Here is a 24,002-nt window from a genome sequence, read left to right on the forward strand (position 1 = left end):
ATTCAACTTGTCCGGAAATGGCGTAAAAATGGCGGGTTCCCCTCACTTTAGCGCAGAAAACGTCGGAAGCGGCGAAGCGCAAAGATAAAGAGCGCCGAACCGATGGCGAGCAGCGCCAGCAGTTGCGGCCACACCACATCCAGCCCCGCGCCCCTGAAAAGCACCGATTGCGCCAGGATGACGAAATGGGTGTTGGGAGCGAGAAGCATGAGATACTGGATGATATCAGGCATGCTCTCCCGCGGCGTCATGGCGCCCGAAAGCACCTGCAGCGGCAAAAGGAACAGGATCAGCAACATGCCGAATTGCGGCATGGACCCGGCAACCGTCGCAAGGAATATGCCCATCGACGTCATGGCGAAGAGCTGCAGGGCAGTTCCAAGCAGAAAGAGCAAGAGCGAGCCTTCGATGGGAATGGCAAGCAGACCCCTGACAACAACAAACAGCGAAAATGCCGAGGCGACCAGCACAACAAGGCCCATGGACCAGACCTTGCTGAGCATGATTTCCAGCGGCGTGACCGGCATGACCAGCAGATGCTCGACCGTGCCATGCTCACGCTCGCGAATGAGCGCCGCTCCCGTCAGTACGATCGACAGCATGGTGATGGCGGTGATGATGTTGTTGATCGAGCCGAACCACGACTTGTCCAGTTCCGGGTTGAAGCGGGAGCGCAGCGTCAGATCCACCGGCACCGAAGTCACACCGCGATATCGGTTCATATATTCCTGAACTTCGCTCGTCACGATGGTCTGAACATAACCGCCGCCACTGAAAGCCTGGCTCATGCGGGTGGCGTCGATATTGAGCTGGATCGCGGGTTGCTGCCCGGCCATCAGCCGGCGCTGGAAATCCGGTGGGATGTTGAGCGCGAAGGTATCGAGCCCGGCATCCATGCGCTTGTCCATTTCCGCAATCGAAATCTGCTTCGGCGGCGCGAAATAGGGCGGATAAAACGCCGTGCTGATGCGGCCGGAAAGCGGCGACTGATCCTCGTCGACAATGGCGATGGCGGCATTGTTCAGCGTTTCCGGCAGCGCGCTGGAGCCGGTGTAGATTTGCAGTGTGAAAGCGTAGACGATGAGGAGCAGCAACATGCCGTCACGCGCCAGACCGCGCAGTTCCTTGATACCGAGCTGGAAGATGTTGGACGAAAACAACCTCATGACGCCTGTTTCCTCAAGAGGGCGGCGCCGGCGATGAGCAGCAGCGGAATGGCGATGATGAGCGGCAGGAACGAGCCGGAAAGGCCGGCGAAATCCAGCCCCTTTGAGAAGGTGCCACGCGAAATGGTCATGAAATAGGTGGCGGGATAGATGTTGCCGATAAAGGCCCCCGCCCCCTGCAGCGACGAAACCGGATCGATCATGCCCGAATATTGCGTCGCCGGAATAAGCGTCAGCAAGGCGGTGCCGAAGATCGCCGCGATCTGGCTTTTCATGAAGGACGACATGACGAGACCGATGGATGTGGCGATGATGACAAAAAGCAAGGCGCCCGTCGCGTAAGCAAGATAACTGCCGGTAAACGGCACCCGGAAGATGAAGATCGCAAATGCCGTCAAAAGCAGGAAGTTGAGCATGCCAAGCGCAACGTAGGGAAGCTGCTTGCCGATCAGGAATTCCAGCCGCGTCGTCGGCGTCACGTAAAGATTGACGATGGAGCCGAGCTCCTTTTCCCGGACGACGCTGAGTGCCGAAAGCATGGCCGGTATGAGCATCAGCAGCAGCGGAATGACCGCCGGCACCATGGCGACAAGGCTTTTGACATCGGGATTGTAACGATAGCGCGTCTCGATGCTGAATGTGCTTTGCGTCGCCGCGCTGCCGTAGATTTCACTCGCCTTGCGCGCCAGCCATGTCTGATGCATGCCCTGCACGTAACCGCGCACGGTCTCCGCCCGCTGCGGCATGGCGCCATCGATCCACGCACCAACCTCCACCGTCTTGCCGCGCAGGACATCACGGCCGAAACCGGGCGGGATTTCGATGGCAAGGCTGAGTTCCCCGTCGCGCATGCGCCTGTCCATATCGGCATAGTCGCGGATCGGCTCTTTCTCGATGAAGTAACGCGAGCCGGCTATGTCGAGCACGTAATCACGGCTGATAGTGGAATCGCCACGGTCCAGCACCGCGAAGGTCAGATCCTCGACATCGAGATTGATGCCGTAGCCGATCACGAACATCAGGATGACACTGCCGAGCACCGCCAGCGTGCCGCGAATGGGGTCGCGCTGCAGTTCCAGCGCCTCACGGCGCGTATAGCTGAACATGCGTCTGACATCGAAGAAACGTTTGCGAGCAGGTGTTGCATGTTGCGTCACGGGTACGTCTGTTACCGCGGCAGGCGCTGTCGCGGGCTCCGCCTTTTTGACACCGGAGGCATCCTCGAGATAGGCGACAAAAGCCTCTTCCAGCGTCGCGGCATCGCGGCTTTTGGTAATCGCGTCAGGCGTATCGCTGATCAGCACCTTGCCGGCATGCATCAGCGAAATCCGGTCGCAGCGCTCCGCCTCATTCATGAAATGGGTGGAGATGAAGATGGTGACATTGTCGTTACGCGACAGATCCGCGAGGATTTGCCAGAAGCCGTCCCGCGCCACCGGGTCAACACCCGAGGTCGGCTCATCGAGGATGAGAATGTCAGGTGAATGGATCATCGCCACGGCCAGCGACAGCCTTTGGCGGATGCCAAGCGGCAGGTCGTCAGGCATGGTTTCCATGACCGCACCCAGATCGAAACGCTCCGCCATCTCGGCGATACGCGGCTGAATGGTTTCTTCCGGTAGCTTGAACAGCCGCGCGTGCAGATCGAGGTTCTGGCGCACGGTCAGTTCGGAATAGAGCGAGAACGCCTGGCTCATGTAACCGACGCGGTGGCGGATCGCCATGTCGCTGGCATCCACCTTATGCCCGAACAGCTTCGCTTCGCCTTCGCTGGCGGCCAGAAGCCCGGTCAGCATTTTCATGGTGGTGGATTTTCCGCAACCATTCGAGCCGAGAAAGCCGAAAATCTCGCCGCGCGGAATTTTGAAGCTGACATTGTCGACGGCGGTGAAATCACCGAAGCGCATGCTGAGATGCGACGCCTCGATGGCATAGTCGCCATCATCCGTCACCTTGCGTGGCGCGATATGCACCTCGTGATAATCCTTGCGCTTTTCTTCCGGCAGGAGAGCGATGAAGGCGGTATCGAGATTGGCGGTCGAGGTGCGTTCGAGAAGTTCGTCGGGGGAGCCGGTGGCGAGGATTTTGCCGCCATCCATGGCGACCAGCCAGTCGAAGCCGGCTGCCTCTTCCATATAGGCCGTCGCGACGATCACACTCATGCCCGGACGTCCGGCACGGATCGTATCGATCAGCTCCCAGAACTGCCGGCGCGACAGCGGGTCGACACCGGTGGTCGGCTCATCGAGAATGAGCAGGTCAGGATCGTGGATCAGCGCGCAGCAGAGCCCGAGCTTCTGCTTCATGCCGCCGGAAAGCTTCATGGCCGGGCGGTCCGTAAAAGGCTCCAGACCGGTACTCTTGAGCAATTCGGCAATACGCGCCTGTCGCTCCCTGCTGCCCTGCCCGAACAGCCTGCCGAAGAAATCGATATTCTCGAAGACGGAAAGGGTCGGGTAAAGGTTCTTGCCGAGGCCCTGCGGCATATAGGCAATGCGCGGGCAGGTGTCCTCACGGTGGCGCGGATCGGACATATCGCCGCCCAGAACCTCCACTTTTCCCTTTTGTATGGCGCGTGCGCCGGAGACAAGCGACAGCAGACTGGATTTGCCGACACCATCCGGCCCGATCAGCCCGATCATCCGGCCAGCGGGAATCTCGACCGATATGTCGGCCAGCGCTACCGTGCTGCCAAAGGTCAGCCGCACATCCGCCAGTCGCGCGACGGGCGCATTCGGATCGTTTTTCGTGCTCGTGGAGGGTGCGACCATGGCGGCCACCATCACTTGACGAGATTGCGTTCGAGGTTTTCCGGCCAGGCGGCCTGCGGATCAAGCCGGACATAGGCCATGCCGGGCAGACCGGTTTTGACATATTGAATATATTTCTGCAGCAGCTCCTGCGGAATTTGCGCCCGCACCCGGAACGTCAGCTTCTGGCGCTCCTCTTCTGTCTCCACCGTTTTGGGTGTGAATTGCGCGACATCGGCGACGAAGGAAACCTTGGCCGGAATGGTATATTGCGGTGCGGCGTCGAGGATCAGGCGAACATCGGAGCCCATGGACGTGCGGCCGGCCTCGGCCGTCGGCAGGAAAAACGTCATATAGACATCGCCGAGATCGACGAGGTTGAGAACCCGCCCACCGGCGGAGAGCACTTCTCCCGGCTGGGCGATACGATATTGCACACGACCGTCGCGGGGCGATTTCAGCGTCGCATCGTCTATATCCGTCTCAATGCTTTCGATATCGGCCTGCGCCGCATCCACAGCCGCTTCGGCATCAACGATCTGCGCCTTGGCGGCATTGATTGCCGCATCGGATGCGGCAAGCGAAGCCTGCGCCGAAGCAAGCGTGGCACGGGCGGATTGCTCGGCCGCCTCGCTGTCGTCAACGATCTGCTGCGACACGGCGTTGCCCGTCAGCAGCTGTTTGGAGCGTGTATTGGTCTTCGACGCGGAATCGAGTTGCGCCTTGCGCTGTTCGACCACCGCCTGAGCGGAGGTTTTTTCCGCTTCCCGCTGGGCAACGAGGCTGTTGGCGGTATCGATGGCAATTTTCGCGCGGCGAAGCTGCGCTTCCGCCTGACGTTTCCTGGCCTCCAGCTGGGCGGTGTCCATCTGCGCAAGCACTTGCCCGGCTTTCACGAAATCGCCTTCGCGCACCATGATATCCTGAAGGCGGCCGGCGGTTTTTGTGGAAATGTCGATCTCGACTGCCTCGATCCGGCCGTTACTGGCCACAAAGCCGGCGGGAAGTCCCTCTCCCTTCAGCTTTGACCAGGAGAAATAGGCGACACCGGCAACAACCAGAACCACCAGACCAATGAGCAAGCCTTTTTTAGACATCCGTCTTCCCCATGAACCCTTCGGTTTTCAACCGTAATACGATGAAACCGAAGAAGCCAGCCACCTTTGCGTTTAGAATTTGTATCCGACATTTCTCCTGTTTGGGGAGTAGGCCGGGTCACGGGGTGTTTAGGTATCGTGGAGCTTAGCGGCCTTGATACAAGTCAAGTCCCCCCCAGGGATGTTATGGAAAGGTAGCCGGAACAGGGCAAGTTCCGCACGCCGATTGTTTTGTGGCTTGTCATAACGACCGCCAAAGGCTGCCGCCAAGTCTTTCACAACACTCGGCGTCATCCTCGGGCTTGACCCGAGGATCCATCGTCGTGCCGGGTTGTGAATCCTCGGGACAAGCCCGAGGATGACGGAAGAGAGGTTACAAAACCTTTGCCAGAGGTCCGAAGGCCACGCGCTTCCACAGCAGCCTCCGGTCCGCCGTTGACGGTGGGCAGTTTACACCGCCCGCGCCCGCTTCACCTCCACCTGCGTCCACTCCGGCAGCCAGTCGCGATGGGCGACAAGAAGATCGTCCACCAGCGACCATATCTGGTCGAGATCCAGTTCCGCCGCCGTATGCGGGTCCATCATCGCCGCATGGAAGATGTGCTCGCGGTTTTCGCTCATCAGCGCCCGCACCGTCAGCTCCTGCACGTTGATGTTGGTGCGCATCAACGCGGTGAGCTGCGGCGGCAATTCGCCGATGAACGTCGGCTGCACGCCGTTATGGTCGACGAGGCAAGGCACTTCCGCCGCGCAATTGGCCGGCAGCGAGGTGATGCAGCCATTGTTGCGCTGGTTGCCGTAGATGACGGAGGGTTCGCCGGTCCAGACGGAATTGATGATGGAAGAGGCATATTCCTTTGATGGCTTCACCTCGATCTTGTCGGCAGAACGATAAGCGGCCGCCTGGCCCTTCCAGCGCTCGATCTGCTCGATGCAGCGCTTCGGATATTCATCAAGCGGGATGCCAAATTTCTCGATCAGGTCTTCGCGGCCTTCCTTGATGAAATAGGGCGTATATTCGGCGAAATGCTCGGAGCTTTCCGTGACGAAATAACCGAGCCTTGTCAGCATCTCGTAACGCACCTTGTTGGGGCAGCGCGGGTTCCAGCCGGGTTTTGGTGCACGGCCTTCGCGGTAGCCGCGCACGAGATCGGGATAAAGGTTTCTGTAGCTGCCATCGGGCTGGCGGTGCTCGAATTCCAGGAAAAACGCCATGTGGTTGATGCCGGCAGAACGGTAGCGGATTTCCTCATAGGGAATGTCGAGATCATGGGCGAGTTCCATGGCGGTGCCCTGCACGGAATGGCAAAGACCCACCTGCCGGATCGTCGGGTATTTCTCGGCAATCGCCCAGGTGTTGATCGCCATCGGGTTCACATATTGCAGCATGATGGCGTTGGGGCAGACGGCCAGCATGTCCTCGCAGATCTTCCACAGATGCGGTACGGTGCGAAGGCCGCGCATGATGCCGCCGACACCCAGCGTATCGGCAATGGTCTGGCGCAGGCCATATTTGCGCGGCACCTCGAAGTCGGTAACCGTGCAGGGCTCATAACCGCCGATCTGGAAAGCGACGACGACGAAATCAGCGCCGGCAAGCGCCTTTTTCTGGTCGGTATGGGTCTCGGCCTTCGCCTTTGCCCCGAGCGTCGAAATCAGCTTGTTGACGACGATGGCGCTTTCTTCCAGCCTTTCACGATTGATATCCATCAGCGCAATGGTGGCGCCGGAAAGCGCCGGACGCTGCAGCACATCACCGATGATGTTCTTCATGAAAACAGTGGAACCTGCGCCGATAAATGTGATCTTGGGATCTCTTGCCATTTCTACCTCCGGCATTTGGCATTCAAGCGATTTCGAAGGCGGCTCGTACAAGCCGCTGAGTATATTCGGTTTTTGGGTGAGTAAGAACGTCCTCGACAGGGCCTTCCTCGACGATGCGCCCGCTTTGCATGACGATGACGCGGTGACAGAGTGCGCGCACCACCTTCAGGTCATGCGAGATGAACAGGTAGCTCAGGCCTCGCTCATCCTGCAGCTTGCGCAGCAGATCGATGATCTGCGCCTGCACGGAAAGATCGAGCGCCGAGGTTGGCTCGTCGAGCAAGATGAATTCCGGCTCCAGCGCCACCGCACGGGCAATGGCGATGCGCTGGCGTTGGCCGCCGGAGAATTCGTGCGGGAAACGTGAGAGGATGTTGCCGGGCATGCCCGCCGCCTCCAGCGCATCGCGCACCCGCTCCAGTCTTTCGGCCTTGGTTTTGCCAAGACCGTTGATGATGAGGCCTTCCTCGATGATCTGGCCAATGGTCATGCGCGGATTGAGCGAGGCGAAAGGGTCCTGAAAGACGATCTGCATACGCGAACGCAGGGGCCGCATTTGAGCGCGGGAGCGGCCATCGACCCTCTCGCCATCGAAGACCACCTCGCCGCCCACCGGCTCGTTCAGCCGCAGCAGCGATTGTCCGAAAGTGGTCTTGCCGGAACCGGATTCACCAACGAGCCCCAGCGTCTCGTGCCGCCTGAGGGTCAGGCCGAGACTGTCGACGGCGATCAGTTCTTTCAGTTCCGGTTTGAACAACCCGCCGTAACGCATCATGAAGGAAACGCGTACACCGCTTGCCGTCAGCAGCACGCCGGAATTTTCCGGCAGCGGTTTCGCCGTGCCATGCGGTTCGGAGCCGAGCAGCTTCTTTGTGTAGGGGTGCTGCGGCGCTTCAAAGAGCTTTTCCGTGGTGTTGTGCTCACGCATCTCGCCGTGCTGCATGACGTAGACGTAATCGGAGAACTGCTTCACGATGGTCAGGTCATGGGTGATGAGGACCACGGCCATGCCGCGCTGTTTCTGCAGGTCGCGGATGAGGTTGAGGATCTGCGCCTGCACCGTCACATCGAGCGCAGTGGTCGGCTCATCGGCAATCAGCACGTCCGGATCGTTGGAGAGCGCCATGGCGATCATCACACGCTGCCGCTGGCCGCCGGAAAGCTGGTGCGGATATTGCTTAAGCCGCGCTTCAGGCTCCGGTATCTGCACCTGCCGCAGAAGATCGAGCGCCCTCGCCTCGGCCTGCTTCTTGCTCAGTTTCGAGTGGACGCGGATCGCCTCGACGATCTGGCTACCGATCGTATAGATCGGGTTCAGCGAACTCATCGGCTCCTGAAAGATCATCGAGATGCGGTTGCCACGCAGTGCCCGGCGCTGGCGGCTCGAAAACTTCAATATGTCGTCGCCGTTGAACCGCACGGTGGCGGATTTCGAAACGGAAGCCCGCTTTGTCAGAAGGCCCATGACAGTGCGCGCCGTTACCGATTTCCCCGAACCGGATTCGCCGACGATGGCGATCGTCTCGCCGCGATAGAGCTGGAAGGAGATGTCCTTCACCGCTTCGACCGTGCCGTGCTCCACCTTGAAGCTCACGGCGATATTGCGGGCGTCGATGATGGCGTCGTCGTTGCGATTATCAGCATCGAAGCGGATCGCGGGGGCGTATGTGTTGTTCTGGCTAGCTACCATTTTACGCTCCTCTCAATAGGGATCGACGGCATCGCGCAGGCCATCGCCGAGCGCGTTGAAGGCAAAGACTGTGACCAGTACAAAACCGACCGGTGCGAGAATCCAGGGATAGGAACCGATGACGGAATAGGTCGCGGTATCCTGCAGCATCAGCCCCCAGGAGATGAGTGGCGGCTTCACCGCAAAGCCGAGGAAACCGAGGAAGGATTCGAGCAGCACGACGCTCGGAATATGCAGCGTCACGGCGACGATCACATGGCTCATCACATTCGGCAGGATATGCTGGAAAATGATGCGCCGGTCGGTGGCACCGACGGCAATGGCCGCCCGCACATAATCGATACGCGCCAGCGCCAGCGTTTTGCCACGCACCTCCCGCGACATCTGCGCCCAACCGAGCGCGGACATGACACCGACCACGAAGACGAGGAACACGGTGGTTGGCGCGGTGACCGGGATGAGAGACGTCAGCGCGAGATAAAGCGGCAATTGCGGGAAAGCGAGAACCACTTCCACGAAACGCTGCACCCAGGCATCCAGCGGGCCGCCGAAATAGCCTGATATCAGCCCGACACTGGTGCCGATGACGGTGACGATGGCCACAACGCTGAGCGCGATGGCAAGCGAGATACGCGAACCGTAGATGGCGCGCGACAGCACGTCGCGTCCGAATTTATCGGTTCCGAGAAAATGCACCGGCTTGCCGTCCGTCGAGCCGAAGAAATGCCGGCTCATCGGAATGAGACCCAAAAGCCTGTATTCCGCACCTTTGACGAAGAAACCGAGATAAACGGGATTGTCGTAATCCGGCCCGACGATGGGCTGGAAGGTGACTGGATCGAGCTCTTCCGTTTCGGCAGTCGCGTAAACGCGGGGGAACGGACTGAAATTGCCGTCCTTGTCAGAAAATCGCACCACCTGCGGCGGCGAGAAGCTGGCATTGGTTTCAAGCGGGTTCATCGGCGCGAAGAAATCCGCAAAGACGGCAATCAGGATCAGCAGCACCACCAGCACCAGCCCGACCATGCCCGTGAATGAGCGCCTGAGACGCCGCCATACCAGCGCGAGATAGGACTCATTACCCTGCGTGCCGCGTTCAGGCTTGGGGGTGATGGCGGTTTCGTTTTTCACTTCGTCAAACGCCATCATCTCAGGCCCTCCCGAATTCGCGAACGCGTGGGTCAAGCATGGCAAGCAGCATGTCGGCGATGATGTTGCCGACGATCAGCGTCGCGGCCAGCACCATCATGAAGGTCGCGGTGACATAGACATCGCCCACCGCCATGGAGCCGACGATGGCCGGACCGACTGTCGGCAGCGCGAAGATGATGGCGGTCTCGATTTCGCCGCTCAGCATATAGGGCAGCACGACGCCCTGATACATGACCAGCGGGTGCACGGCATTCGGCACGGCATGGCGCATGATGACCGCACCTTCCGAAAGCCCCTTGGCGCGGGCCGTCTCGACATATTGCGCATTCAGCGTATCCAGCAGATTGCCGCGCATCACCCGCATATTATAGGCGAGCCCACCGAAGACGGCGATGGCGACCACCGGCCAGACATGGCTGACGAGATCGACGAATTTGCCCCATGACCACGGCGCACCGCCATATTGCGGCGAGAAGAAGCTGCCGATCTCCGACACGTCGAAATGAAACACCATGAGATAGACGAGGATCAGCGCCATCAGGAAGCGCGGGATCGTCATGCCGAGGAAGGCGACGGTGGAGAGCAGGTTGTCGACCCAGGAATATTGCCGTGTGGCCGCCCAGATGCCGAAAGCGATGCCGAGAATGGATGCGAAGATGTGGCAGACCAGCGCCAGCGCAATTGTGCGCGGCAGGCGTTCGCCAACCACATCGGCAACCGGCTTGTTGTAATAGAAGCTGTAACCGAAATCGCCGCGGGTGACGATGCCGCCGATCCAGTTGAAATATTGCACGGCAAGCGGCTGATCGAGGCCGTGTTCGACACGATAGGCCTGCGCCTGCGCTTCCGCCTGTTCGAAGGACGCGCCGCCCTGGTTCATCAGCTGCGAGCGGATATAGTCGGCATAATCGCCGGGCGGCGCCTGAATGATGGCGAAGGTCACCACGCTCAGGATCAACAGCACCGGAATGGCGGATGCTACGCGTATCGTCAGAAATCTCAGCATCGAACGGTCTTCCTCGGTTTGGATGGGCCGTGTGTCTCCGGCCGCGCTTCACGCGCGACCGGTACCGGGTGTTCTCCGGGAGGAGTTCTTCAAGTTTCGCATTTTCCGGACGTAAAACCGCTACGCACTTTTACTGGAAATGCTTTAGTTGATCGGGCCGCCCTCACCCGGCTTGCCGGGAAGCTGTTCAGGGAAAAGTTCGTATTTGCCCTGCTTGTCGGCCGCGACCCACAGGCGTTCGCGGATGATGGCGTCTTCAGCCCAGTTGAACATGAAGATCGGCGTGCCCTGCGGCACATTCGAGAAGCGCTTGTTGACGATCAGCGCGCCGGGATATTCGGTGAGACCAATCGTATAGAGGTTCTGCGTGTAGACCTTCTGATATTGCTTCATCAGCTCGGCCCGTTCGGCATTGTCCTGCGAGGAGATGAATTTCCGCACCAGATCGGCCATCTCCTTCTCGAACGGCATCAGATCCAGCTCCTTGCCTTCGGGCGAGCGGTGGTTCCAGCTGGTGCGCGGGCCGACAGGGGCAAGCTGCTCGGTATTCTGCACCACGGATGAAAGCTCGGTGGAGTTGCGCCGCACCAGCCAGTCGAACTGTCCGCCATAATGGGCGGCATCGCGCTGGTTGGAATCGAGGCTGTTGATGACAACGCGCAGGCCGAGTTTCGCCATCTGGCCGACGAGACCTTCCGCGAGGCTCTTGTCCGTCGCATAGCCGTTATTAACGAGAAGGGTAATTTCGACGTTGCGGCCCCCAAGCGTTTCCTTGGGGAAATTCAGGAAGCCATCGCCATCGGTGTCCTTCAGGCCGATCGAGGCAAGTGCTGCCTTGGCGGCCTCGAGGTTGAAGGGATAATAGACCGTGGAGGCGCGATCATAAAAGCTGGTGCCCGACGAAATGCCGCCCGGATAGATCGCCGTGAACGGCCCCTTCACCAGCGAGTCGCCGATCGCCTTGCGGTCGAGGGCCGATGTCACGGCCTGACGGAATACCTCGTTGCGGTTCAGCTCGCGGATCGCCTGTCCGCGCTCATCCGGATTGCCCCAGCCATTGGCGGAGAAATTCATCTGCAGATTATAGCCGATAAGCCTCGGCCCGAAGGCAAGGCGGGCCGGCGCATTGGGGTCTGCGGCGCGTTTCAGCGAGGCGACGAAGTTTTCCGGCTGTTCGAGATTGGAGAAATCGCCCGATCCGGCGACTGCCTGCACATCGCGGTCTGCCCAGGTGGAAAGCTTGTAATGGACCTCGTTGAGGTAGGGCAGCTGCTGGCCCTTTTCATCGACCTTCCAGTAATAGGGATTGCGCCTGAGCACGATGATATCATCGGGCCGATAGGCGACCGGCACCCATGCGCCCATCACCGGCATGTTCATATATTCCGGCGGGAAAGCGTTCTTGAACTGGTTATAGGTGTTCTTGGAATATTTCGGATGCTGGGGTTTGAGAATATGCGACGGTCCGGGGCAGAAGCTCGGATAGGCCATGGTATAGAGATACTGCTTGGGGAAGGCCGCCTTGAAGGTCCATTCGACGGTGTAGTCATCGATCTTTTTGAGCGTCGTTCCCTCACCGAAAGCCTCGGGCGACGCACCGCCGCCGAGCGGGGAGACATTGGGATCGACGACGGCATCTTCCCAATAGAACATCACGTCATCGGCGTTGAAGGCTTCGCCATCCGACCACTTGGCGCCTTTAACCAGATGCATCGTCAGCTTGTGGCCGTCCTCGGACCATTCCCAGCTTTTGGCCAGATTGGGCAGCGGTTCGGTGTCCTTGGCATCCACCTGGAAAAGCGGCGCGGTGCGCGTCAGGCATTCGGAAAGGGCGATATCGATGCCGCCCCAACCCTGGCTCTGGCCGGCAATGTAATTCCAGCCCTCCGGCCGGCCACCAACCACATGGCGCATCGTGTCACCATAAACGCCGGCGCCATCAGGCATGTTGGCCGCCTTGTAGACCAGCGGCTCTTCCGGCAGGCGCTCCTTCAGCGGCGGCAGCTTGCCGGTCTTTTCGAATTTCTCGCTGACCCAGTCGGGTTCGCTATAGCTCGGCAGCGCCTTGAATTCGAGGATCGAGTCGCGCGCGACATAATTGATCTTGCCTTCGGCCGGAAATTGCGGCGGCTCGGGCGGCGTGGTGGTTTCGAAGGCATTCGCATTGAGTGCGATCATCGAAACACCAAGTCCCAGTGCCGAGATGATACCGATCCTGCGTTGAAGTAACATCGTCATTCCTCCCAAATGGCAGCTCTTCGAGCGCCCACCCTCTGTGATCGTTACGACCGGACGGCGAACTCCCTTTCGCCGCCGGCCTGTTCCCATGCTTTTCCTCAAACAGCCTTTTTCAGCGCCGATTTTTCGGCCCGCAATTCCTCGATGGAACGCACGTTGCGGCGCGCAGCCCCCGCCCAGTCGCGGGTCTTGACGCTGGATTTGGCAAGCCGCTCCTTCGCCGCCGGCACGGCATCGGCATATTGCGGCAGCCAGCGCGCCTGCGCGACGACCATCTCGTCCACCATCTGCCAGACCTCTTCCGGCGTGGCGACGGCACCGACCAGTGGGTCATGCAGCACGGCAAGCTTCAGCAGATCGATATCGCCGCTCACCGCCGCATGCACAGACATGCGCTGGACATTTATGGAGGCCATGCAGGTGGCAGCGCAGGCTTCCGGCAGCGTGATGCCGGACACCATGTTGATGCCGAAACGGTCGACGAAGCCGGGCGACTCTATAATGGCATCGGCGGGCAGATTGCTGATGACGCCGTTATTCTTGACGTTGAAATGGCCGCGATAGACACGTCCCGTCTCCAGCGCCTCGAGAATATGGCTCGCATGTTCGTTGGAGCGCTTTGCCGGATCGATCGGCTTGGCGGCCGAGGCGAGAAACTGCGGGAATTCGGTTTCGAACCAGTTGCGCGTTTCGGTGGAGTGGCGGAGATAGCCGCCGGTTTCACCGTGGATCCAGTCGGACATGTCGATCCAGCGGGCGATTTCCTCCGGCCGCTTGCGATACCACGGCAGATATTCCGAGAGATGACCGTTGCTTTCGGTCGAATAAACACCGAAGCGCTTCAGCACGTCGATGCGCAGCTTCTCCTGCTGTGAGAAGACCGGATGCCCCTCGAAGGCGGCGACCAGCTCGTCCTTGCCGATCTTGCGGCCGTTGAGCCGCAGATCGATGAACCATGTCTGGTGGTTGATGCCGGAGCAGATGTAATCCAGCTCGGACACGCTTTTGGCACCAAGAATTTCGGCGATCTGCTCCGCACCGTGCTGCACGCCGTGGCAGAGACCGACCGTATCCACCTTGCCATATTCAATGGCCGCCCAGGTGTTCATGGCCATCGGGTTGGCATAGTTCAGGAATTTTGCACCCGGTGCCGCGACTTCGCGAATATCCTTGCAGAAATCCAGAATGACGGGAATGTTGCGCTGGCCATAGAGGATGCCGCCGGCGCAGATCGTATCGCCCACGCATTGGTCGATGCCGTATTTCAGCGGAATACGGATATCATCGGCATAGGCCTCAAGACCGCCGACCCGCACGCAGCTGATGATGTATTTCGCACCCTCGAGCGCACGGCGGCGATTGGTATCAGCTGTCACCTTCACCGGGAAACCATTGGCCTCGACGATCTTTTCAAGGATCGCCTTGATCATATCGAGATTGTGCTGGCTGATATCCGTCAGCGCGACCTCGATGTCGCGAAACTCCGGCACACACAGAAGATCGGTGAACAGTTTTTTCGTGAAACCGACGCTGCCTGCGCCAATAATAGCGATTTTGAAACTCATAACGCCACCTCTGTTGCAAATCGAACGGGTGAAACGGGCCGAAGGATCATGAAATGGCGCTGCAGAAAAATACCCTTGAGAATCCCGGAAATCCGGCCTTCCTCCCAATTTTTCAGCAGCAATATCCCGCTGGCTGTCTCCTCGGATCGGGATTATGCGTATAAAGACGGATAGGACCAGAGAAGGATTATGCTTTCATGGGTAATTTTGTGCTGCGCGATCTGATCGATCAGGGACCCGGCATGCGCACCGTCTCGCTGCCGCGCGGCCGCCAGACGCTGCACACCATGCCAACCAGCAGCGGTTATGAAATCCGCCGCGGCGGCAATTATGACTGGGACGGACGCAAGCGCGGCCAGACGCCCTTCACGGTGCTGCAATATTGCATAGGCGGACAGGGCAACCTGCGTTACGAGAACCGCCATTATGTGGTGAAACCGGGTGAAACCCTGCTGCTGCTGATCCCGCATAATCACCGCTACTGGCTGGAAGACGGCAAGGAATGGGAGTTCTTCTGGATTTCCATGAATGGCGAGGAGGCCTTGCGCATTCACCGGAATATCCTCGCCGTCACCGGCCCGATCCTCAAGCTCCAGCCCGAAACCGTCGATCACCTTGCCGAATGCTGCTCGCGCCTGGTCAATGGCGCGGAAACACCGGGCGCCGCCTCCGCTGTTGCCTATGAGGCGGCGATGACGCTTTATGACGATGTCTTCGGTTCGCACCCGTCTTTCGGCGGTGAATATCGCACCCTGCAGCAGGTGCTGAGCTATATAGACAGCCATCTCGGTGAGCGGCTTTCAGTCAGCGACCTTGCGGCGGTGGCCGGCCTCAGCCGCGCGCATTTTTCCCGCATCTTCACGGCGAGCGAAGGCCTGCCGCCGGCTGAATTCGTGCTGCAGCGGCGATTGCGACGGGCGGCAAAACTGCTGACCACGGCCGGGAATATTCCCGTCAAGGAAGTGTCCGTACTGTGCGGTTTCGAGGACCCGAACTATTTTTCCAAGGTCTTTCGCAGGCTCTATGGCACCAACCCCAGCGAATTTCGCACCACCGGCATGTATGCGAGTGTTCGGCAGGACGGAAGCTGAAAAACCAACTTCCTTTTGCCACGTTTCAGGCGATTAAGAATGAGGGGAACAACCTCTTTGGAGATACGGCTGAGGTGAACAGCAAAATCCGCACGATCCTCGTCTTTCCAATCAGGGCAATCATCGTATTTGCCCTGATCCTCGACGGCATTTTCCGGCCGCTTTACCGGCCCATTATCAGGACCATATCCGGCCTGACATTCATCAGGCGACTGGAAAACCGGATTGCCGGATTGCCGCGTCTCGCCATCCTGCTCTGTCTCGCCGTGCCCTTCGCCATTGCCGAACCCATGAAGATCGTCGGCCTTCTCCTGATTGCCCACGGCGCAATCAAGACCGGGATCGGTCTGACGATCCTTGCCCATCTGGCAACCTTCCTGATCGTCGAACGCATCTATCACGCGGGCAGGGAAAAGCTTCTCACCTATTCCTGGCTCGCCTGGATCATGCGTTATGTGCGCTTCGCCCGTTCCTTTTACGATCGCGCCAAACTCGCGACCTTGAACTGGATCCGGCTGAGGGTCATGGAGTTCCAGAGGTAGGGGCGTTTCCGTTATTTCCGGCGGCGTAGCGTCTTCAGGGCATATTCCACAAGTGCGGTGGACTGCAACGAAACGAGGATGATGGCAATGCCGAGCACGACGCGGGTTTCCGGCACTTCATCAAACAGGAAATATCCAACAGCCGTGACGAACAGGATCGAGAGATAGCTGACGGGTGCGAGAACGCTGGCATCGGCGATACGGTAGGCCCGCAGGAAGCAATATTGCCCCATCTGCGCCAGAAGCCCGATGGCCAGCAGCGGACCCCAGTCGAGCGGCGCAACCGGCTTCCACGTCCAGATCGCCGGAACGGCAGTGATGACGGCAAGGCCGACGGTATAAAACACCATCATGACCGTGGTGTTTTCCTGCCGCAGCGCCCGGGTCTGGATCACCGCGAGTGCGCCGAACACCACCGACACAAGGACCACGAGCACGCCTGCGTTAAACTCCGCCCCACCCGGCCCGATGACGACGAGCACGCCGGCAAAGGCAAGACAGGCTCCGGCCCAGCGATATCGGCTCACCCTTTCACCGAGAAAGGCAACGGCCATCGCCATCGTCACCAGCGGTCGGGAGAAGCCGATGGCGTTAACGGTGGCAAGCGGCAGTAGGGTGATGGCGATGAAATTGCTGGTGAGAGCGATGGCGTTGCAGCAGATGCGGAAGAGGTTGCGCCAGGGATATTTGACACGCAGCATCTCCATCCTGTGCCGCCAGATCAAAGGCAGGATGAAGATGAGGCCGATCATGGCCCTGATGAAGACAAGCTGGAAAGCGGGATAGGTAACGCCCTGCGCCTTGACGAGCGCCGTCATTCCTCCCGCAACAAGCGTCATGTCCAGCAACAGCCAGCCGATACCCGCGCGCGTATCGGTTTCGCGCGGGTTTTCGTGTTTCTCACTTTGTCCGTCGCCATTCACGCCGGTTGCACAAGGTTTGCCATGAGGCGGAACGCCCCCGGTACAAGCTTGTCCATCTGGTGATGCAGCACGAGGCTGGTATGGGTATGACGACCCTTGCCAATGATGCCCGAGACCAGCGCCCCCTTCAGCGGCTGCTCGTCAACATCATGCATGGCGAGCAATGGCTCATAGACATCATCCCAGCGCGAGGCGAAATAAAGCCCGCGCTCCTTGTCCCAGCCCGCCCAATCGGCGGCATCGATGACATTGGGCCCGGCAAGCAACGGATGGTCGGGCAACAGCACCGTCACCTCCGCCTTCGGGTCCGTTACCCGCCAGCGCAGCGACGGTTTGCCGATTTCAAGACGCCGGACCGGCGTTGTCTCCGGGTTCCATCCGTCGGTCGGCCGGTGATAGAGCGTGACGAGATGGCCGCCGTTTTCGACAAAGCGATGGAGCTTCTCCGTCGCAGCAGTGAGATCCCTGCGGATGCCGAAGGCGAATATGCCGACGACAATTGTCGTGAAAGACGAGAGATCGCCGCCGAGCGCCTGCGCGTCGAGTTCGGTGACATCGAGCCCCATGCGCGACAGCCATGAACCGACCCGATCCGCACCGCCGCCGAGATAACCGATCCGCGCGCCCCTGGGCAGCTTGAGGTCCAGCGACAGGATTTTCATGACGGAGGGCGCAAGAAACCGCGCCCGGCCAATATGCGGATAGGCGATGGGGGTGATCTGAAAGGCCGGCTGCGAACCGGAAATCGCCTCAAGCTGTGCAAGCCCCGCCGCGCCCTCGCCCGTGCGTTCGGCAATCCAGTCATCTCCCGATTTTTGCACATTCCAGCCGCCGGCGCTCCTGAATGACAGCGGTGTATCCGCGCCTTTCACGAGGGCCTGAAACACATGTGTGTCCCGGCCTTGTCCCAGCGGAACGAGAAAAGCATCCGGCGAAAGCGTGAGCGACTGCGCCGGCGTAACGAAAAACGGTTCTTCGAGATCGAAGAGGGCGGAAACCTCCCGCCCTTCGAGCTTTGCAGCCACACGTACGAAACCATGGCCGTTGCCGCCTGCCGCTTTCCAGTCCGGCTGATAGAGACCTGAAACAGCCGCGCTTTGATCGGCCGTGAGAGAAAAGACAACCGTCTGTCCCAGCGAGCTGATGGACGACGACACTCCGTTCGGAAGGACCGGTGTGACCTTGACATCGAATTCGGCTGCCCGGTCGGAAAGCTCCACATAAAGCGACGTTTCCCCACCCGGAACGATCTCCGCCGGTTCGGCATAGGCCCGTTCGAAAAGATCAAGCGCCGTCAGAATGGCAGTATCGACCTCGGCCCGCTTGCGCGTGATCCTGTGGCCGTGCAAGTCCGCGAATTCGCTTGCCGCGGCTTCATCCACCTTTTGCAGAAGGGCTGCGGCATCCAGCAGCGATCTGGTGATTTCCCGCGTGTCGGGAAAGGCCGCAATCGCCCTGATGATGGCCTGTTCGGCCTCGACCAGCGCTTTCTGGGATTCGGCATCCAGCCCCGCAACGCCGGCAAGGGCGGCAAGCGTCGATGGCAGGTTGTCGAGGATCGACCCTTCTTCTCGATTGGCTGTGGCAGAGAGTTCGAGATGAAGCGGCCAGAGTTCCTGCGCCCGCTTCGGCCAGTTCCCCATTCCCTGCGAGGCATGGTAATAACGTGACCATTCGCCGATACGGTCATATTCGGCACCGGTCGCCTGCTCCCTGCCAGCCGCATTGATCGTCAGCGTCGTTTCCGGCGGCGGCACTTCGTCATCATAGGTATCGCCACCGCCCGACCATGCCGGGAGGTAGAACTTCGCCACCTTCCAGGGCTTCAGCCCCTCGGAGAAATGCTCAGGGTAAGCGGAAGGATCGGCCGCCAGCGCAATCGCGCTTCTTGCAGCCCGCGTCATGGCGCGGTGATGCCCGTGCTGCCCCGGCACATCGAGAAATGTCGGGATGACGATATCGGGCCGTTCCTTGCGATAGGCCCGCACCAGCCGTTCGACGATGCGCTCGTGCCCCCAGCGGCCGAAGGTCTGGTCGCCATCCTTGGAGAAGCCGAAATCGTGGATCATATCCGCCGGTCCGTGGCCGAGCCAGCTTATGTCGGCATCAATGACACGGGCGGCCTCTTCGAGTTCCCGCGAGCGAATGACGCCGAGCGCCCCCAGCCTTTCCGGCCCCAGCGCATTCTGCCCGCCCTCGCCGCGTGTCGAACAGGCGATGATGATCCGCATGCCCAGTTCCATGCGGAAATAGGCAAGGAGGCCGTTCTGCTCATCATCCGGATGCGCGCCGGTATGCATGACGGTTGCGGTGGATTTCAGCGCGCTCAGCTTGCGGTGCAGGCGAACGAGCCATGGATCGGCCATCTGCCGTTCGATGCGTTCGCGGGGGGTAAGCATGGGCGGTCTCCTCCAATATTCAGCCCGGCGCCTGTGTTGCGGCTCCCGGGGATGTCTCCAGTTTTGGTGTGACGATATCGAACAGCGGCAGTGCCGCGGCGCCAAGGGCGGCGGTCAACTGCCCGGATTTGCCATGCATGACGCGCGGCAGTTCCCGCTGCCGCCGGCTTGCGACCGAAGTCGGCAAATCCCCCATGCGCTGAATGATGTCGCTGATGATGACCTCCGGCAGCGCGCCGCCGAGGATGACAGTCTGCGGATCGAGAATGTTCTCCAGCATGGCGATCATCGGCGCGAGATGGGCCGCAGCATCGTCGATCCACTCTGTCACGACCGGATCGCCGGCTTTGAACAGGGCTTCAAGATCGCCAAGTTCCGTATCGGCGATACCGGCATGGCCAAGCTTTTCCTTCAGCACGTAAACGGAAGCATAGGCTTCCAGGCAGCCTTTCTGCCCGCAGGAAGGGCAGGCCCTGCCCCGCGGCGATACGGTGACGTGACCGATTTCGCCGGCGTTTCCGAAAGCGCCGCGATAGGGCGAGCCATCCTGAATGATGCCAAGACCGATACCGACGCCGAAATAGATCATGCAGAAATTGGGGATCGCCAGCCCCGCACCGAACAGGCGTTCCCCGACGGCCGCGGCCGTCGCGTCATTTTCCACCACCACCGGCTGGCCGCAGGCATCGCTCAGCATCTGGCGGGCATCGATGCCGCCCCAGCCGGAAAGGGTCGTTGGCCCTACCGAGGTCATGCCATCAATCTCGAAGGGACCTGGCATGACGACACCGGTGCCAAGCAGTCTGCAACCAAGATTTTTCGCAACAGCCGCATGCTCGGCGGCGAAGGTCTTGAATATGGCCTCCGGCGTGGTGTCCGTGAGCGGCGTGACGCGATGGGTGCGCAGCATGCCGGCCAGATCAAGACCAACGGTGACCATATGGTCGGCGGCGATTTCCACGCCGATCGTCGCGCCGCCATCCGGATTGACGGCGAACTGGATCGGCGGCTGGCCCCTGCCGGTGCGGCGGCGGCCGAGTTCCTTCAGCAACTCCTCGCCCACCAGCTCATCGACGATATTGGCGACTGCCTGGGCTGTCAGGTGGGTGATCTTGGCGATCTGGGCGCGGCCGAGCGAGCCGTGTCGCCGGACGAGGTCGAGGACGACTCGCCTGTTATGCTCGCGGCTCCGCTCAGGATTTTTTCCGATTGCTACGGGATAGGCATCCACCGTGTGCACCGTCATCTCTTCAATTTCCCCGTCCCTTAGAAAATTCATAACGTCCAAATGACGATAAGCGCAATATAATAATTCAAGTAAATTATCTTATTGACAAATGCCCGTGTTCGGAGAACCGTAGAGAACGACCGGGGGTCAGGCTCGCATGGGGGATGGGACACGAAAAATCCCGTTGCCGGCCGAGTCGATGAGCACGCGCGAAAGCGCGGATAAAGGGAACGATCACTCCGCATCCGGAAGACCGGACGGAGGAAATGGAGGGTTACATGCGCAGGGCAACTCTGTTCGCCGGCTTGGTCGCCGGTTTCAGCACATTTGCATTCAACGCCGCCCAGGCGGTTGAAATCGAATATTGGCAATATGTCTTCGACACACGCGTAAAAGCCATGGACGAGCTGATCGCGGAATTCCAGAAGGCCAATCCTGACATCACCGTCAAGCAGGTGACCTTCCCTTACGCCGATTACCAGACGCGCGTCATCGCCGCCAATCTTTCCGGCAAGGGCCCTGATGTGATGCAGCTGTTCTATGGCTGGCTGGACAAGTTCGCGGCCGGCGGCATCCTGCAGCCACTGCCGACTGACGCCTTCCCGCATGACAAGATCGAAAGCGAATTCTTCCCGATCGTCAGCGCCATGAAGCGCGGCGACGACTATTACGGCCTGCCGACGGCGGTTCGTTCGCTGGCGCTCTTCTACAACAAGAAGCTCTTCACCGAAGCAGGCCTCGACGCCGCCAACCCGCCGAAGACACTCGACGAATTCGTGGCAGCCGCGGAAAAGATCGCCAAGCACGACGCCGCCGGAAACCTGACGGTCGCCGGCTCCACGCTCGACATGGGCGGCCAGGATCACCAGTGGTGGCGTGAGATTCTCATTCGCCAATATGGTGGCGAACCCTATACCGACAACGACCAGAAGGTCGCTTATAACAGCGAGGCGGGCGTTCAGGCGCTGAAATTCTACACCAGCCTGCAGCTTGAAAAGAAGATCGGTCAGGCTGGCTTCATGGATGAAGGCCAGGCTGCCTTCCGCGCTGGCAAGGCCGGCATGACCATCGACGGCACCTTCCGGCTGGGCTCGTTCCGCACCATCAAGGATTTCGAGTGGGGTGTGACCGAACTTCCCACCAATGACAAGAACATCCGCTCCAACTATGCGAGCTATTTCGCCAACGGCATCAGCGCCAAGACGACGGGTGAAGAGCTTGAGGCGTCGAAGAAGTTCCTCGCCTATATCTCTTCCCCGGAAGCCATGGCGATCTGGCTGAAGACGGTGGGTGAACTGCCGGCACGCCGCTCTGCGGCCCTGACCGAAGAAAACCTTAAGGACCCGGTCTACGCACCGTTCCTGAAGGGTCTGGAATATGCCCATACGACGCTGTTCATGGATGAAGCCGCCCAGCGGCAAAACGCCATCGACATGACCAACCGGGTGCTTCTCGAAGGTCAGTCGGTCGAAGATTCCATCAAGCAGGCCGCCGAGGCCGAGCAGGAAATCATCAACGCGGCGAAACCCTGAAAACCGCAGGTCCAACAATGACAGCGATAGATCAACAGGGGGCGGCATCCGGCCGCCCCGGCGGCTCCTTCGGAGATCGCCTTTCCATGCGCACCAAACGGCTTTTGTGGATCTGGAGCTTTCTGGCGATCCCAATCCTGTTTTACAGCGTCATCCGCTTTTACCCAACGCTGCAGGCCTTCTACCTGTCCTTCACCAACTGGGACCTGCTCAGGCCGGCAAAGTTCATCGGCATCGCCAATTACGTCAAGCTGTTCAAGGACCCGCAATTCTGGAAGGTGTTCAAGAACACCTTTGCCTATCTTATCGTCGGTACGCCGATCAGCCTCGTTCTGGCTTTCGTCATCGCGTTTTATCTGGACCGGGTGCGCATTCTGCACGGTTTCATCCGCGCGCTTTATTTCCTGCCCTACCTGACCACGGCTGCCGCCATGGCCTGGGTGTGGCGCTGGTTCTATCAGCCGCCGCCCATCGGCATCATCAACGACGTGCTCGGCATGATCGGCATTCCCCAGCAGCCCTTTATCCGCTCCACGGATCAGGCGCTTTATTCGGTCATGGTAACGGCCATCTGGGCTGGCCTCGGTTTCCAGATCATCATCTTCATGGCCGGCCTGCGCGCCATTCCAACGACATTTTACGAAGCCGCCCGCATCGACGGGTTGGGTGAATGGGCGATCCTGCGCAAGATAACCTTGCCGCTTCTGAAACCCACTACCGTTTTCCTCGTGGTGTTTTCCTCGATCGGCTTCCTGCGCATTTTCGACCAGGTCTATAACATGACCACCAATGATCCGGGCGGCCCGCTCGGTTCCACCAAACCGCTGGTGCTGATGATCTACCAGACCGCGTTCAACTCCTATGCGATGGGCTATGCCGCCGCGCAGACGGTTGTCCTGTTCACCATTCTTCTCGTCGTATCGCTGATCCAGCTCTGGGTCCTGAGGGAAAAGAAATGAGCGAAGCGTCGCCACTCTCCCACGCCCGTATCCGCCCCGGCCGCATTCTCGCCTGGACGCTGCTGTTCATCGGCGGCCTGATCATGGTTTCGCCGCTGCTCTTCATGTTCGCGACCTCGTTCAAGACGGCGGATCAGGTTTACGATCTACGTCTCATTCCGGCTGCGCCGACGCTTGCGAACTACATCACCGTCATGGCCGATGGCCGTTTCCTGCGCTGGTTCTTCAACTCGATGCTGGTTGCGGTCATCGTCACCGTGTCCAACTGCTTCTTCGACAGCCTCGTCGGGTACACGCTGGCGAAATTCGAGTTCCGCGGCCGTTACTTCATCTTCCTCGCCATCCTCTCGACGCTGATGATACCGACCGAAATGCTCGTCATTCCCTGGTATCTGATGTCCAGTCAGTTGGGCTGGCTCGACAGCTACTGGGGCATCATGTTCCCAGGCATGATGACGGCCTTCGGCACCTTCCTGATGAAGCAGTTCTTCGAGACGGTTCCCAACGACTTCATCGAGGCTGCGCGCGTTGACGGGCTCAACGAATTCCAGATCTGGTGGAAGGTCGCCCTGCCACTGGTGACGCCGGCGCTCTCCGCGCTCGCGATCTTCACCTTCCTCGGCAACTGGACAGCCTTTTTCTGGCCGCTGATCGTCACGACAAGCAAGGAACTCTACACCCTGCCCGTCGGTCTTTCGAGCTTTGCCGTGGAACAGCAGATCCAGTGGGAAATGATCATGACGGGCGCAGCCATTGCGACCATCCCTACCCTCATCGTCTTCATCGTCCTGCAACGCTACATCGTGCGCGGTGTGATGCTGGCGGGCCTGAAAGGATAAT

At 59.8% G+C, this 24,002-nt stretch carries 17 protein-coding genes; 5 read left to right on the forward strand and 12 right to left on the reverse strand.

The annotated features are described in order from the left end of the window. Window positions 1-47: 47 nt before the first annotated feature. The 9 genes from M0412_RS20980 to M0412_RS21020 form a co-directional block, all read right to left on the reverse strand. Window positions 48-1,166 (reverse strand): ABC transporter permease, encoded by a 1,119-nt coding sequence (locus M0412_RS20980; RefSeq protein WP_269699953.1) that lies wholly within the window; start codon window positions 1,164-1,166, stop codon window positions 48-50. Then, window positions 1,163-3,937 (reverse strand): ribosome-associated ATPase/putative transporter RbbA, encoded by a 2,775-nt coding sequence (gene rbbA / locus M0412_RS20985; RefSeq protein WP_269699952.1) that lies wholly within the window; start codon window positions 3,935-3,937, stop codon window positions 1,163-1,165. Before rbbA ends, M0412_RS20980 begins: the two co-directional genes overlap by 4 nt. An 11-nt stretch (window positions 3,938-3,948) precedes the next feature. Continuing rightward, window positions 3,949-5,013: an HlyD family secretion protein gene (locus M0412_RS20990; RefSeq protein WP_269699951.1), complete on the reverse strand. Its 1,065-nt coding sequence runs from the start codon at window positions 5,011-5,013 to the stop codon at window positions 3,949-3,951. 450 nt (window positions 5,014-5,463) lie between these two features. Next, on the reverse strand, window positions 5,464-6,837 hold the full coding sequence (locus M0412_RS20995) for an alpha-glucosidase/alpha-galactosidase (protein ID WP_142841950.1): 1,374 nt from the start codon (window positions 6,835-6,837) through the stop codon (window positions 5,464-5,466). Window positions 6,838-6,859: 22 nt separating this feature from the next. Next, window positions 6,860-8,527, reverse strand: coding sequence for an ABC transporter ATP-binding protein (locus M0412_RS21000; protein ID WP_269699950.1), 1,668 nt, complete (start codon window positions 8,525-8,527; stop codon window positions 6,860-6,862). A gap of 12 nt (window positions 8,528-8,539) precedes the next feature. Beyond that, window positions 8,540-9,676 (reverse strand): ABC transporter permease, encoded by a 1,137-nt coding sequence (locus M0412_RS21005; RefSeq protein ID WP_142841948.1) that lies wholly within the window; start codon window positions 9,674-9,676, stop codon window positions 8,540-8,542. A 1-nt stretch (window position 9,677) separates the two neighbouring features. Continuing rightward, window positions 9,678-10,685, reverse strand: coding sequence for an ABC transporter permease (locus tag M0412_RS21010; RefSeq protein ID WP_269699948.1), 1,008 nt, complete (start codon window positions 10,683-10,685; stop codon window positions 9,678-9,680). Window positions 10,686-10,829: 144 nt separating this feature from the next. Beyond that, a complete protein-coding gene (locus tag M0412_RS21015) occupies window positions 10,830-12,917 on the reverse strand; it encodes an ABC transporter substrate-binding protein (protein ID WP_142857903.1) in 2,088 nt (695 codons plus the stop codon). 104 nt (window positions 12,918-13,021) lie between these two features. Next, window positions 13,022-14,488 (reverse strand): alpha-glucosidase/alpha-galactosidase, encoded by a 1,467-nt coding sequence (locus tag M0412_RS21020; protein WP_269699947.1) that lies wholly within the window; start codon window positions 14,486-14,488, stop codon window positions 13,022-13,024. 197 nt (window positions 14,489-14,685) lie between these two features. On the opposite strand from M0412_RS21020, the gene M0412_RS21025 reads away from it, so the two are divergent. Together M0412_RS21025 and M0412_RS21030 are read left to right on the forward strand one after the other, a co-directional pair. Continuing rightward, window positions 14,686-15,579 (forward strand): AraC family transcriptional regulator, encoded by an 894-nt coding sequence (locus tag M0412_RS21025; protein ID WP_065116866.1) that lies wholly within the window; start codon window positions 14,686-14,688, stop codon window positions 15,577-15,579. 74 nt (window positions 15,580-15,653) lie between these two features. Further along, window positions 15,654-16,121, forward strand: a complete 468-nt coding sequence (locus M0412_RS21030; protein ID WP_269699946.1) for a hypothetical protein — start codon at window positions 15,654-15,656, stop codon at window positions 16,119-16,121. A gap of 11 nt (window positions 16,122-16,132) precedes the next feature. On the opposite strand, the gene M0412_RS21035 is transcribed toward M0412_RS21030, so the two are convergent. Genes M0412_RS21035 through M0412_RS21045 form a run of 3 tightly spaced genes read right to left on the reverse strand, consistent with a single transcriptional unit; the run spans window position 16,133 to window position 20,689 of the window. Beyond that, window positions 16,133-17,044: a DMT family transporter gene (locus M0412_RS21035; protein WP_269699945.1), complete on the reverse strand. Its 912-nt coding sequence runs from the start codon at window positions 17,042-17,044 to the stop codon at window positions 16,133-16,135. After that, complete coding sequence (locus tag M0412_RS21040; RefSeq protein WP_269699944.1) at window positions 17,041-19,443, reverse strand: PIG-L family deacetylase; 2,403 nt, start codon at window positions 19,441-19,443, stop codon at window positions 17,041-17,043. Before M0412_RS21040 ends, M0412_RS21035 begins: the two co-directional genes overlap by 4 nt. A 19-nt stretch (window positions 19,444-19,462) precedes the next feature. Then, window positions 19,463-20,689: an ROK family transcriptional regulator gene (locus M0412_RS21045; protein ID WP_269699943.1), complete on the reverse strand. Its 1,227-nt coding sequence runs from the start codon at window positions 20,687-20,689 to the stop codon at window positions 19,463-19,465. A 248-nt stretch (window positions 20,690-20,937) separates the two neighbouring features. Between M0412_RS21045 and M0412_RS21050 the strand changes: the two genes are divergently transcribed. Genes M0412_RS21050 through M0412_RS21060 form a run of 3 tightly spaced genes read left to right on the forward strand, consistent with a single transcriptional unit; the run spans window position 20,938 to window position 24,001 of the window. Continuing rightward, window positions 20,938-22,203: an extracellular solute-binding protein gene (locus M0412_RS21050; RefSeq protein ID WP_269699942.1), complete on the forward strand. Its 1,266-nt coding sequence runs from the start codon at window positions 20,938-20,940 to the stop codon at window positions 22,201-22,203. A 17-nt stretch (window positions 22,204-22,220) separates the two neighbouring features. After that, window positions 22,221-23,162, forward strand: a complete 942-nt coding sequence (locus M0412_RS21055) for a carbohydrate ABC transporter permease (protein WP_065116872.1) — start codon at window positions 22,221-22,223, stop codon at window positions 23,160-23,162. Next, the gene (locus M0412_RS21060) at window positions 23,159-24,001 is read left to right on the forward strand and encodes a carbohydrate ABC transporter permease (RefSeq protein WP_142857892.1); all 843 of its coding nucleotides are present in this window, start codon (window positions 23,159-23,161) and stop codon (window positions 23,999-24,001) included. The genes M0412_RS21055 and M0412_RS21060 overlap by 4 nt, the downstream gene beginning before the upstream one ends. Window position 24,002: the final 1 nt, after the last annotated feature.

Origin of the sequence: Agrobacterium sp. O3.4, assembly GCF_041414895.1 — a bacterium.
GTDB lineage: Bacteria > Pseudomonadota > Alphaproteobacteria > Rhizobiales > Rhizobiaceae > Agrobacterium > Agrobacterium cucumeris.

What these genes read in the sequence shown, in the direction of transcription:
- M0412_RS20980 (WP_269699953.1), bottom strand. Translation starts at nt 1,166, where the DNA reads ATGAGGTTGTTTTCGTCCAACATCTTCCAGCTCGGTATCAAGGAACTG.
- rbbA (WP_269699952.1), bottom strand. Translation starts at nt 3,937, where the DNA reads ATGGTCGCACCCTCCACGAGCACGAAAAACGATCCGAATGCGCCCGTC.
- M0412_RS20990 (WP_269699951.1), bottom strand. Translation starts at nt 5,013, where the DNA reads ATGTCTAAAAAAGGCTTGCTCATTGGTCTGGTGGTTCTGGTTGTTGCC.
- M0412_RS20995 (WP_142841950.1), bottom strand. Translation starts at nt 6,837, where the DNA reads ATGGCAAGAGATCCCAAGATCACATTTATCGGCGCAGGTTCCACTGTT.
- M0412_RS21000 (WP_269699950.1), bottom strand. Translation starts at nt 8,527, where the DNA reads ATGGTAGCTAGCCAGAACAACACATACGCCCCCGCGATCCGCTTCGAT.
- M0412_RS21005 (WP_142841948.1), bottom strand. Translation starts at nt 9,676, where the DNA reads ATGATGGCGTTTGACGAAGTGAAAAACGAAACCGCCATCACCCCCAAG.
- M0412_RS21010 (WP_269699948.1), bottom strand. Translation starts at nt 10,685, where the DNA reads ATGCTGAGATTTCTGACGATACGCGTAGCATCCGCCATTCCGGTGCTG.
- M0412_RS21015 (WP_142857903.1), bottom strand. Translation starts at nt 12,917, where the DNA reads ATGTTACTTCAACGCAGGATCGGTATCATCTCGGCACTGGGACTTGGT.
- M0412_RS21020 (WP_269699947.1), bottom strand. Translation starts at nt 14,488, where the DNA reads ATGAGTTTCAAAATCGCTATTATTGGCGCAGGCAGCGTCGGTTTCACG.
- M0412_RS21025 (WP_065116866.1), top strand. Translation starts at nt 14,686, where the DNA reads ATGGGTAATTTTGTGCTGCGCGATCTGATCGATCAGGGACCCGGCATG.
- M0412_RS21040 (WP_269699944.1), bottom strand. Translation starts at nt 19,443, where the DNA reads ATGCTTACCCCCCGCGAACGCATCGAACGGCAGATGGCCGATCCATGG.
- M0412_RS21045 (WP_269699943.1), bottom strand. Translation starts at nt 20,689, where the DNA reads ATGACGGTGCACACGGTGGATGCCTATCCCGTAGCAATCGGAAAAAAT.
- M0412_RS21050 (WP_269699942.1), top strand. Translation starts at nt 20,938, where the DNA reads ATGGAGGGTTACATGCGCAGGGCAACTCTGTTCGCCGGCTTGGTCGCC.
- M0412_RS21055 (WP_065116872.1), top strand. Translation starts at nt 22,221, where the DNA reads ATGACAGCGATAGATCAACAGGGGGCGGCATCCGGCCGCCCCGGCGGC.
- M0412_RS21060 (WP_142857892.1), top strand. Translation starts at nt 23,159, where the DNA reads ATGAGCGAAGCGTCGCCACTCTCCCACGCCCGTATCCGCCCCGGCCGC.